Source organism: Collinsella sp. AF25-2LB (genome assembly GCF_003458415.1).
Lineage (GTDB): Bacteria > Actinomycetota > Coriobacteriia > Coriobacteriales > Coriobacteriaceae > Collinsella.
Genome location: NZ_QRUF01000005.1, coordinates 82,936 through 94,235, shown reverse-complemented (window position 1 = coordinate 94,235; position 11,300 = coordinate 82,936). Strand labels below are relative to the sequence as shown.

Below are 11,300 nucleotides of genomic sequence, written 5' to 3'. Positions count from 1 at the left end.
GCCTTATAGTAAAAACGTGCCATCCCAAACAAAACGTGCCGCCCCAAAGGGGGCGGCACGCTATCTTTTATCAGCCAACTCGCTGAAGTAAGGCTGCGAAGGCCGCGGGGCCGGGAGGGGTTTCCTAAGGGCACATCCCGCAGCCGCAACGCGGCGAGGACGTGCCCGTGGAAACCCCGCAGGCCCCGCGGCCGGTGGGAGCAACGCTACTTTACGACCAAGATGTCGCAGTCCGTATTGCGCAGCAGGAACGTCGAAATCGAACCCAGCAGCGCATACTTGATCGAGGACAGGCCGCGGGCGCCGCAGAGCACCAGGTCGGGCTTGACCACGTCGAGCATCTCGTCTTTGAGCGTCTCACGAATACGGCCGGCGCGAATCATGACTTCGACCTCGGGAATGTCGGGATTGGCCTTGGCCTCTTCGAGCTGCTTGGCGATGGAGTTCTTAAATGCCTCCTCTAGGCCGTTGACCAGATCGACCGGATAGGAACCGGCGCTCTCGAGCGCCGTGGAATCGATAACGTGGCCGATGATTAGCTTGGCGCCGTTGTTCGCGGCGACCTTGATGGCGCGTGCGAGCACAAAATCCTGCTGTTCAGTACCGTCGAGTGAAACAAATACCTTGGTGTAGCCCTCGTTCATGGTTTCCTCCTTGGTCTATCGCACGGGCGCGGGGCTCGTGCATCGGGCGGGCGCGGGCGCGTTGGCCGCCGGACACTTTATCTTGTTGCAGTTATACCCAAGGATTTGGGTTTGACCGCTCGCAATTCTGTGAACGGGCGAGTTTTTTGGTAAGGGTAGGCGCAGGCGCGCCGCCAACGGTTGATAATGGGACATCGCCCGCACCGTCCGCAGAACAATATCGGCGGGTGTCTAACGAGGGGGTCCCTTTGGATATCATCGAGCTTTTTAAATCTGCCTTCATGGGCCTGGTCGAGGGCATCACCGAATGGCTGCCCGTTTCGTCGACGGGTCACATGATCTTGGTGGACGAGTTCGTCAAGATGAACGTGAGCGAGACGTTCTGGAATATGTTCCTGGTCGTGATTCAGCTCGGCGCCATTTTGGCCGTCTGTGTGCTGTTCTTCCATGAGCTCAATCCCTTCTCGCCCAGCAAGGGTAAGGAGGGCCGTCGCGACACCTGGGTGCTGTGGGGCAAGATTGTGCTCGGCTGCATTCCTGCGGCGGCGATCGGCCTGCCGCTCAACGACTGGATGGAGGAGCATTTCTACAATGCTCCCGTCGTGGCGCTGGCGCTCATTGTGTACGGCGTGCTGTTTATCGTGATCGAGAACTGGCGCGCGAGCAAGCGCGAGGAAATGGCCGTTGCCGGTTCGTTTGGTTCGCGTGCTGTGGCGTCGGGTGGACGTCCCACCGGTGCGCACTTTGCGGCGCCCGCCGCGGCTACCGCTGAGGATGAGGGCGATGATGAGAATCTGGACTTTGGCTCCATCGCCACGCTCGAGGACCTGAGCTGGAAGACTGCGCTGGGTATTGGCTGCTTCCAGGTGCTTTCGCTGGTGCCTGGTACGTCTCGCTCCGGTTCTACCATCATCGGTGGCCTGCTTTTGGGCTGCACGCGTTCGGTGGCGTCCAAGTTCACGTTCTTCCTGGCCATCCCTGTCATGTTTGGCGCGAGTGCGCTCAAGCTGGTCAAGTACTTCATCAAGGGCGGCACGTTCGGCGCCAACGAGGTCGCTATCTTGGGCGTGGGCTGCGTTGTTGCCTTTGTGGTTTCGCTCATCGCCATCAAGTGGCTCATGGGCTTCGTCCGCCGTCACGACTTTAAGTGCTTCGGCGTCTACCGCATCATCCTGGGCATCGTGGTGCTCGCGTACTTCTTCGTTCTGGAGCCTATGCTTGGCCTGTAACTTGGTTGACGCTGCGCGGCGGCCAGAGCGACAACTTGTCATTCAACGAGGGCGGCATGACCAAAAGGTCTATGCCGCCCTCTTTTCATGCCAATTTGTTCGCTCTGGCCGCCGCTCGCTACCGTTGCCATGACATCGGTGGCTCCGTGATTGGTGCATTGGGGGTCAGATTTCTTTGCACCAACGTGGTGCAGACCAACCTGACCCCATTGCACCAAATCTGCCGGGGCGGGCCTGACGGTGGCGCACGGAGTCGTGGTGTGATTTGCGTCGGTGTCCGCGCGGCTCGGTATACTGGTACGGCTCAAACTATGGCGCTGCCCGCAGGCGCGCCGTCCGTCAGATGAGGAGTCGCCCATGACCCAGCCCTTGCCCTGGGAAAAGAACGCCGCGGTGCCCGTGCCGCCCGCGCCGGAACCCGTGCCGCTCGATGTATACGCCGCCCCCGCTGCGCCGGAACCCGAGCTCGTCCCGCTCGACATCTACGACGCTCCCGCGCCGGCGCCCAAGCCCATCAAGCCGCTCGTCGACATCGACAGCCTCAATCCCGCCCAGCGCGAGGCGGTCCTGACCACCGAGGGCCCGTTGCTGGTGCTCGCCGGCGCCGGCTCGGGCAAGACCCGCGTCTTGACCTTCCGCATCGCACATATGCTCGGCGACTTGGGTGTTAAGCCTTGGCAGGTTCTTGCCATTACGTTTACCAACAAGGCTGCGGCAGAGATGCGCGAGCGTCTGACGGCACTCATCCCCAGCGGCACCCGTGGCATGTGGGTGTGCACCTTCCATGCCATGTGCGTGCGCATGCTGCGCGAGGACGCCGATCTGCTGGGCTACACCGGCCAGTTCACCATCTACGATGACGATGACTCAAAGCGCATGGTGCGTGACATTATGCAGGCGCTCGGCATCGAGCAAAAGCAGTTCCCCATCAACATGATCCGCAGCAAGATCAGCTCGGCCAAAAACGCCATGATCGGCCCCGAGGACATGCTCAAGAGCGCCGATAGCCCCAATGACAAAAAGGCCGCGCAGGTCTACCTGGAGCTGGAGCGCCGCCTGCGCGCCGCCAATGCGATGGACTTTGACGACCTGCTCGTGCGCACGCTCGAGCTGCTGCGCACCCGCCCCGAGGTGCTCGATAAGTACCAGGAGCGCTTCCGCTACATTAGCGTCGACGAGTATCAGGACACCAACCACGTCCAGTACGAGATCGCCAACCTGCTGGCCGCCAAGTACCAAAACCTTATGGTCGTGGGCGACGACGACCAGTCCATTTATAGCTGGCGTGGCGCCGACATCACCAATATCCTGGACTTTGAGAAGGACTTTAAAAACTGCAAGACCGTCAAGTTGGAGCAGAACTATCGCTCCACGGGTCACATCCTGAGCGCCGCCAATGCCGTGGTGCGTCACAACTCGCAGCGCAAGGACAAGCGCCTGTTTACGGCCGAGGGCGATGGCGAGAAGATTCAGGCTTTCCAGGCAAGCGACGAGCGCGACGAGGGTCGCTGGATTGCCGGCGAGATCGAGAAGCTGCATGCCAAGGGTACGAGCTACGACGATATCGCCGTGTTCTACCGCACCAACGCCCAGTCGCGTATCCTCGAAGATATGTTCCTGCGCGCGGGCGTGCCCTACAAGATCGTCGGCGGCACGCGATTCTTCGACCGCGCCGAGATCCGCGATGTCATGGCCTACCTCAAGATGATCGTGAACCCGGCCGACGAGATGAGCGTCAAGCGCGTCATCAACACGCCGCGCCGCGGCATCGGCTCCACTTCGATCCAAAAGATTGAGCAGCTGGCGCGCGACAACCGTTGCTCGTTCTTCCAGGCCTGCGAGATCGCAACAGCCGAGACGGGCATGTTTAGTGCCAAGGTGCGCAACGGCCTGTCGAGTTTTGTGGCGCTGGTGCGCGAGGGCCGTCGCATGGACGGCGAGCTCAAGGACGTCGTCGAGATGATTGTCGACAAGACGGGCCTGCTGCAGGCGTTCCGCGCCGAGGGCACCATGGAGTCCGAGAGCCGCGCCGAGAACATCCAGGAATTCCTGGGCGTCGCCGCCGAATTTGAGGAGACGCACGAGGATATCGAGGGCACGCTCGAGAGTCTAGAAGAGCTGCGCGCAGCCGGTGTTGCCGACGTGCCTGCCGGCGCCGAGTCCGAGCCCGTCGTGGTGAGTGCGCCCGCGCCCGAGCCGGGGCCGTCTGCACCGGCATCCTCGTTTGAGGCACTCGTCGGCGCTCGTGACGCCGCGGGCTCCAATCCGCTCGATAGCCTAACCGCCCCGGCGCTCTCGCCGCAGGATGCCTTGGCCGCCGCCATCGCGGGCAACGCGTATGCCGCGCCGACGGAGATGCCGGCGGGTGCCGTGCATGCCGACGAGATCGAGCGCACCTACGGCCCGCTCACCTGCAAGGCGCTGCCGGCACTCATGGAGTGGCTGGCCCTGCGCTCCGACTTGGATTCCCTGGCCGGCGAGACACATGCCATCACCATGATGACCATCCACTCCGCTAAGGGCCTGGAGTTCCCCGCGGTGTTCGTGGCCGGCATGGAGGAGGGTATCTTCCCGCACGTGCACGACTTTGGCGGTAGTGACGATCCGGGCAAGCTCGAGGAAGAGCGTCGCCTGGCCTACGTCGCCATCACGCGTGCTCGCAAGCGCCTGTTCCTGACCTATGCGGCCACGCGTCGCACTTACGGCTCGACCTCTGCCAACCCGCGCTCGCGCTTCCTCAACGAGATTCCGTTCGAGGACATCGAGTTTAGCGGCATCGGTTCTGCCGGTTTTGAGGGCACGGGCTGGGAGAAACGCGGCGACCGTCACGGCACCTTTGGCTCGGGCATGGGCTCGGATATGTATGGCGGCAAGGTGTTTGGCTCGCATACGCGCTCGACCGGCGGTTCCGGTTCGCGCGGCGGATCGAGCTTCGACGATTTCTTTGGCGGCAGCAGCTATGGGACCGAGCGCCATCGTGGGGTCTCGCCCGACGCCGGCCGTGTTGCCTCGACCTTTGGCTCGGGCGCGCCGCGAGCCAAAAAGCCGTCGTCCAAGGTGTCGCCGACGGTGGAGCGCAAGGTCGATCGCGCCAGCGCGTCGCAGGACTTTGCCGCGGGCGATACCGTGAGCCACAAGACCTTTGGCACGGGTACCGTGATCTCGGTCGCCGGAGACATGATCGAGGTGCAGTTCGAAAAAACCGGCCAGACCAAAAAGCTCATGAAGGGCTTCGCACCTATCGTCAAGCTGTCGTAATCCCAGCGGACCTGGGCGGGCGTATAGGGCAACATCGCCTGCTCGGACAGTCCTGCGCAAGACGGAGAGCACATTAAGTGCTCTCCTTTGCGTGCGGAACTCGCGATCGATGTTGCCCTATACGCCCGCCCAGGTCCTTAGATAACGCTGCTTGCGAACGTCGCTCTGCTCGTTCGCTTTTTGGTCTGGAGAGCCGGGTGGGCTGATATATAGATACGAGTAGGGGCTCCTCCGTTGATGAACGGGGGAGCCCCTTGTTTCGTTTTGGTTGTTGTTGCGACCTAGAGGTGGCTGATGATCAGTTCCATCTTGCCTTTGAGGTCAATGGAGCTGACGGTACTGGGTGCCAGCAGGTGACTGCCCTTGTGGACGGGGTCGCCGCAGACGGTGCCTTCGCCGTCGATGACCGACAGGCACATGAAGGGCCAGCGCTGCTCGAGGGTCTTGCTGCCGTCGACGCGCACGCGATCGACGGTGTAGCAGGGGTTGGACTCGAGCTCGGTCACGCCATCGACCTCGGGCGCGGTCACCGTGCCGTCGGTCGGAGCCTGAACATCAAAATCGATGCAGTCGAGGCTCTGCTCAATGTGCAGCGGGCGCAGCTTGCCGTCGGTGCCGGGACGGTCGTAGTCGTACAGGCGATAGGTCACATCGCTCGACTGCTGCGTCTCCAAAATGAGCGTGCCGGTCTTGATGGCGTGCACGGTACCGGAATCAATCTGGAAAAAGTCGCCCTTGTGAATCGGCAACACGTTGAGCATGTCGTCCCAACGTCCTTCCTCGATCATTTGTGCGGCCTCGGCGCGGTCCTTGGCACGCTGGCCGACGATGATTGTGGCGTCGGGCTCGCAGTCCAGCACATACCAACACTCGGTTTTGCCCAGGCTACCGTTCTCGTGCTCGGCAGCGTACTCGTCGTTGGGATGAATCTGGATCGAAAGGTCGTCCTTGGCGTCCAGAATCTTAATGAGCAGCGGGAACTCCTTGCCCTCGCAGTTGCCAAAGAGCTCGCGATGCTCGGCCCACAGCCACGACAGCGTGTGGCCGGCATACGGGCCCTCCGCAATCTGGCAGTCGCCGTTGGGGTGGGCCGAGATGGCCCAGCACTCACCGATGGGGCCATCGGGAATGTCGTAGCCAAATACGGTTCCGAGCTGGCGACCGCCCCAGATCTTCTCGTGGAAGATCGGCGTCAGCTTAATCAAATCGGACATGTTCATACCCCCATTGTGTTGCGCGGGCGCTGCACAAAACAGCTCAAAGCGAGCGCCCGGATGACTACAAAAACCTATGCCAACGTTACGTTGTGCAACTCAAAGCGGTCGCCAACGTTGCGCGAGACCGAATACTCAAAGGCGGTGCCGCTGTCCAAAAAGCCAATCTGGGTGAGCTCGAGCAGGGGAGAGCCAGGCTTGGTGTCCAAGCGCTCGGCTTCTTCCTCGGTTGCTGCCACGGCGCGAATGGTACGGTGGAAGCTCGAAATCTTCAGCCCACATTGCTCGCGGATGAAGCGGTAGACCGATCCGTACAGGTCCTTCTTTTTAAGGCCTGGAATCAGCTCGAGGGGCATGTAGGTGTACTCGATAACGATGGGCTTCCCATCGGCCTGACGCACGCGCACGATGTGATAGGCAAAGTCATCCTCGGCAATTCCCAGCTGGGCTGCGATGTCCGCTGGTGGATTAACAATCGAGAAATCGTAGACCACCGAGGTCACCTTCTCCCCGCGGTGCTCATACGAAAAGCCCTGGGCACGGTCGTTTTTGCCCTGGAAAAACGCCTGACCGGGAAGTCCCGCCGTGTCCTTAACGTAGGTACCCGATCCGCGTCGGCTGGTAATAAGACCTTCCTCGGTGATTTGCTCGATAGCTCGTTTGACGGTGATTTTGGAAACGCTATAGAGCTCGCAGAACTCAACGACGGTGGGAAGCTTGTCGCCCGGTTTAAGAGTGCCATCCTCGATGCTTCGACGAATATCTGCAGCTATCGCCTCGTATTTGGGAATCATTGAACCTCCTTTCCGACATATATCAATACGCAAGTAAGTATAACCCTTAACAAGGCACCCATATAACCTTTATCTAAGAAGCTCGAGAAAGAAAAAAGAAAAAGACGCTTTACTTTTAGAATTAGAGCGCTATAGTTTAAGCAACGAACGGAATCTTTCCGCAGAACAGGATCGACCGTTTGGGGACGGTTTTGTTTTGGCGGGTTGGATATCGGTATGACCGGTGCGCGCCCGCGCCGGATAACCTGCCAAAGCAAACCCGTCTCCAACCGGAAGCTCTAGAACACGAAAGCGAGGACTTTGATGGCACAGTATCAGCTGCCCAACGACTTCTTCTTTGGCGCTGCTATGTCCGGCCCGCAGACTGAGGGTCAGTGGAACCAGGGCGGCAAGCTCGAGAACCTGTGGGACACCTGGTCCATCCAGGATCTGGGCTCGTTCTACAACTGCGTTGGCTCTTACGCCGGCAATGACTTTATGGCCAAGTACCAGGAAGACCTTCGCATTTTGAAGGACTTGGGCCTGGATACCTATCGCACTTCCATCCAGTGGAGCCGTCTGCTCGATGCCGACGGCAACCTTAATGAGGAGGGCGCCGCGTGGTATCACGAGTTGTTCCGCGCCTCTCGCGAAGCCGGCCTGGAGCCGTTTGTCAACTTGTACCACTTTGACATGCCCACCTACCTTTTTAACCGTGGCGGCTGGGAGAGCCGTGAGGTTGTCGAGGCTTACGCACATTACGCCGACGTCGCCTTCCACGAGTTTGGCCAGGAGATCAAGTACTGGTTCACCTTTAACGAGCCCATCGTCGAGCCCGAGCAGCGCTATCAGGAGGGCGTGTGGTTCCCGCAGCTCCACGACTTTAGCCGCGCTCGCACCGTGCAGTATCACATCTCGCTGGCACATGCGCTGGCCGTGGCCAACTACCGTCGCGCCTATGACGAGGGCGCCGTTCGCAGCGATGCCAAGATCGGCATGATCAACTGCTTTACCCCGGTCTACACCAAGGAGAACCCCAGCGAGGCGGACCTCGAGGCCGTGCGTATGACCAGCGGCATCAACAACCGCTGGTGGCTCGACCTCATTACCAAGGGCGAGCTTCCCGCCGACGTGCTCGACAGCCTGGCCGAGGGCGGCGTTAAGCTTCCGTTCCGTGCCGGCGACCAAGAGATTCTTAAGCAGGGTGTTGTCGACTGGCTCGGTTGCAACTACTACCACCCCACGCGCGTTCAGGCGCCGGCGAGCAAGATCGACCAGTACGGTCTGCCGCACTTTGCCGACGAGTACGTGTGGCCCGACGCCGTTATGAACGAGAGCCGCGGCTGGGAGATCTACCCGCAGGGCCTCTACGACTTTGGCATGGACTGCGCTAAGAACTACCCCGATCTTGAGTGGTTCGTTTCCGAGAACGGCATCGGCATCATGGACGAATACAAGAACCGAGACGCCGAAGGAACCATCCAGGATGACTACCGCGTCGACTTTGTACGCCAGCACCTGGAGTGGGTTGCCAAGGCAATTGCCGAGGGCGCCAAGTGTCGTGGATACCATTATTGGGCCGTCATCGATAACTGGTCTTGGGCGAATGCCTTTAAGAACCGTTACGGTTTTGTCGAGGTCGACCTTATGGACGGCTACAAGCGCCGCCTTAAGAAGTCGGCAGCTTGGCTCAAGCAGGTCGCCACGACTCACGTGGTTGATTAGCGAACGGGCGAACGCCCAGACCGCGCGCCGCTGCGCGCAACACATGGCACATCTGGTGGCAGAGGGCGACAGACCACCGTGCGCATAGGAAAAGGCCGGATTTGAAAGTTAGGAGCAATCATGGCCAGTGACAACGGAAAGAGCTTCCTCGACAAGTTTGCCGAGGTCTCTGCGAAGGTGGGAAACCAGGTTCACCTGCGTTCCCTGCGTGACGCCTTCGCGACCATCACGCCGCTCTATATCCTTGCGGGTATCGCGGTTCTTATTAACAACGTCGTGTTCCCTCTGTTCCCGCTCGATGCGGCGGGCCTTGCCAACCTTCAGACGTGGGGTTCGGCAATTACGCTGGGCACCCTCAACGTCTCTGCCATCATCTTGGCTGGACTGATTGGCTACAGCCTCGCTAAGAACGAGCGCTTCGATAACCCGCTCGCTTGCGTGGTCGTCGCCATCTCCGCTTTCGTCATCATGATGCCGCAGCAGATCACCGCCACGCTTGCCGCCACGAGTCCGCTGCTCACCGACAAGATTACCTCTGCCGAGGTCACGGGCGCCCTTTCGACTGCCAACACCGGTACCAACGGTCTGTTCGCGGCCATTATCATCGCCCTGCTCTCCGTTACGCTCTTCATTAAGATTTCCGGCGTCGAGAAGCTCAAGGTCAAGCTGGGCGAGGGTGTGCCTCCCGCGGTCTCCAACTCCTTTAACGTCATGATCCCGATGCTGCTCAACCTCTCGATCTTCGCCATTGCCGCGGCTCTGCTCGCCGTGTTTGCCGGCACCGATCTGTGCACCATCATCTCCACGTGCATCTCCAACCCGCTCAAGAGCATCATGAACGCCGGTCCGTGGGCTGTTATCCTCATCTACACCCTTGCTAACCTGCTGTTCTGCGTCGGTATTCACCAGTCCACCATCTCTGGCGCTACCGTCGAGCCGATCCTGACCATGCTCATCGTCGACAACATGGCTACCTTTGCCGCCGGTGGCACCATCCAGCCCGATCACTACATGAACATGCAGATCGTTAACAGCTTCGCCCTCATCGGCGGCTCGGGCTGCACCCTCATGCTTCTGCTCGACACGCTCCTGTTCTCCAAGAACAAGGCTTCCGAGACCGTTTCCAAGATGGCTATCCTGCCTGGTCTGTTCAACATCAACGAGCCGGTTATCTACGGTTACCCCATCGTGTACAACCTGCCGCTCATGATCCCGTTCGTCCTTCTTCCCGATCTGTTCATCGGCATCACCTATGGCCTTACCTGCGCAGGCATCATCAGCCCCTGCATCGCCCAGGTGCCCTGGACCATGCCTCCCGTCATCAATGCCCTGCTCGCTACGGGCTTTGACTGGCGCGCCGGCGTGTGGCAGGCTATCGAGCTTGTCATCGGTATGGCTGTCTACCTGCCCTTTATGAGGATCTCCGAGAAGGCCATCGCCAAGCAGGAGGCCCTTGCCGAGCAGAACGCCTAAACGTTCGTTTTCCCTTTCACCTTTGCGGGCGCCGGTACGCGGTGCCGGTGCCCGCACCTCTCTTTTGCGTAAGGGCGCAGAAGGAGGGCACAATAACCGCAAGGAATACAACCAGTCGTCGTCTGCGCGCCGCGCAGTTATAAGGAGGAAACCATGAAGAAGATCATGCTCTGCTGCAATGCCGGTATGTCCACGAGCCTGCTGGTCCAGAAGATGCAGGCCGAGGTTGCGAACCGTGGTCTGGATATTGAGGTCGAGGCTCGTCCCATGAACGAGGCCCACGATCACCTGGACGAGTGCGACATGTTGCTGCTTGGCCCGCAGATCGGCTACACCAAGGGCGATTTTGAGAAGGAGGCCGCCGGTCGTTTTCCGGTCGAAGTCATCAACATGGTCGACTACGGCCGCATGAACGCTGCCGGCATCATCGACCACTGCGTCAGCGTGATGGGCTAGGTGCTCCGCATGGACGATATGAACGAACTGCAGATGACCTGCTTTGAGATCATCAGCTACGTCGGTACCGCCAAGAGCATGTACATCAATGCCGTGCAAAAGGCCAAGGAGGGCGATTTTGACGCCGCCGAGGAGCTTATCAAGCAGGGCGACGAGGCCTATAACGGTGGTCACGATGTTCACATGGGGCTTCTGAAGAAGGAGGCCAACGGCGAGCGTAACGGCGAGGCCCCGTTGATTCTGCTGCATGCCGAGGACCAGATGGCCGGTACCGAGACCATGCGAGTCATGGCGACGGAGCTCATCGAGGTTCACAAGCAGCTGCAGGCACTTCAGGCCTAGTCGGCGTTATCGCCGCGATGGACCGTGCGGTCCAACAGACAACATAGTCCCTTTGACGGGCGCCGGGAGTCACCGCCTCCCGGCGCCCTTATTTTTGGGAATGGTCTTGCGTGGCCTGTTGGGCAGCCATTTGCGTTTTCCCAGATAAAACCTGCCAAAACAAACCTGTCTCTTTTTGGTAGGTTT

General features: G+C 60.1%; 9 protein-coding genes. 6 read left to right on the top strand and 3 right to left on the bottom strand.

Annotated features, from left to right (window positions below; genetic code table 11):
* Nucleotides 1-206: 206 nt before the first annotated feature.
* The gene (locus DWY51_RS03830) at nucleotides 207-644 is read right to left on the bottom strand and encodes a universal stress protein (RefSeq protein WP_006235921.1); all 438 of its coding nucleotides are present in this window, start codon (nucleotides 642-644) and stop codon (nucleotides 207-209) included.
* A gap of 248 nt (nucleotides 645-892) precedes the next feature.
* Between DWY51_RS03830 and DWY51_RS03825 the strand changes: the two genes are divergently transcribed.
* Nucleotides 893-1,873: an undecaprenyl-diphosphate phosphatase gene (locus DWY51_RS03825; RefSeq protein WP_117769929.1), complete on the top strand. Its 981-nt coding sequence runs from the start codon at nucleotides 893-895 to the stop codon at nucleotides 1,871-1,873.
* A gap of 357 nt (nucleotides 1,874-2,230) precedes the next feature.
* Nucleotides 2,231-5,131 (top strand): ATP-dependent helicase, encoded by a 2,901-nt coding sequence (locus DWY51_RS03820; protein WP_117769928.1) that lies wholly within the window; start codon nucleotides 2,231-2,233, stop codon nucleotides 5,129-5,131.
* Nucleotides 5,132-5,412: 281 nt separating this feature from the next.
* Here DWY51_RS03820 and DWY51_RS03815 read toward each other — a convergent pair whose 3' ends face one another.
* Together DWY51_RS03815 and DWY51_RS03810 are read right to left on the bottom strand one after the other, a co-directional pair.
* Complete coding sequence (locus DWY51_RS03815; protein ID WP_117769927.1) at nucleotides 5,413-6,351, bottom strand: type I phosphomannose isomerase catalytic subunit; 939 nt, start codon at nucleotides 6,349-6,351, stop codon at nucleotides 5,413-5,415.
* A 68-nt stretch (nucleotides 6,352-6,419) separates the two neighbouring features.
* The gene (locus DWY51_RS03810) at nucleotides 6,420-7,139 is read right to left on the bottom strand and encodes a GntR family transcriptional regulator (protein WP_117769926.1); all 720 of its coding nucleotides are present in this window, start codon (nucleotides 7,137-7,139) and stop codon (nucleotides 6,420-6,422) included.
* 303 nt (nucleotides 7,140-7,442) lie between these two features.
* On the opposite strand from DWY51_RS03810, the gene DWY51_RS03805 reads away from it, so the two are divergent.
* The 4 genes from DWY51_RS03805 (at nucleotide 7,443) to DWY51_RS03790 (ending at nucleotide 11,114) form a co-directional block, all read left to right on the top strand.
* Nucleotides 7,443-8,843 carry a glycoside hydrolase family 1 protein gene (locus tag DWY51_RS03805; protein WP_117769925.1) on the top strand — a complete coding sequence of 467 codons (1,401 nt, stop codon included), beginning with the start codon at nucleotides 7,443-7,445 and terminating at the stop codon, nucleotides 8,841-8,843.
* 120 nt (nucleotides 8,844-8,963) lie between these two features.
* Nucleotides 8,964-10,316: a PTS sugar transporter subunit IIC gene (locus DWY51_RS03800; protein ID WP_117769924.1), complete on the top strand. Its 1,353-nt coding sequence runs from the start codon at nucleotides 8,964-8,966 to the stop codon at nucleotides 10,314-10,316.
* A gap of 153 nt (nucleotides 10,317-10,469) precedes the next feature.
* Nucleotides 10,470-10,772 carry a PTS sugar transporter subunit IIB gene (locus DWY51_RS03795; protein ID WP_035137700.1) on the top strand — a complete coding sequence of 101 codons (303 nt, stop codon included), beginning with the start codon at nucleotides 10,470-10,472 and terminating at the stop codon, nucleotides 10,770-10,772.
* A gap of 9 nt (nucleotides 10,773-10,781) precedes the next feature.
* Nucleotides 10,782-11,114, top strand: a complete 333-nt coding sequence (locus DWY51_RS03790) for a PTS lactose/cellobiose transporter subunit IIA (protein WP_199411361.1) — start codon at nucleotides 10,782-10,784, stop codon at nucleotides 11,112-11,114.
* Nucleotides 11,115-11,300: the final 186 nt, after the last annotated feature.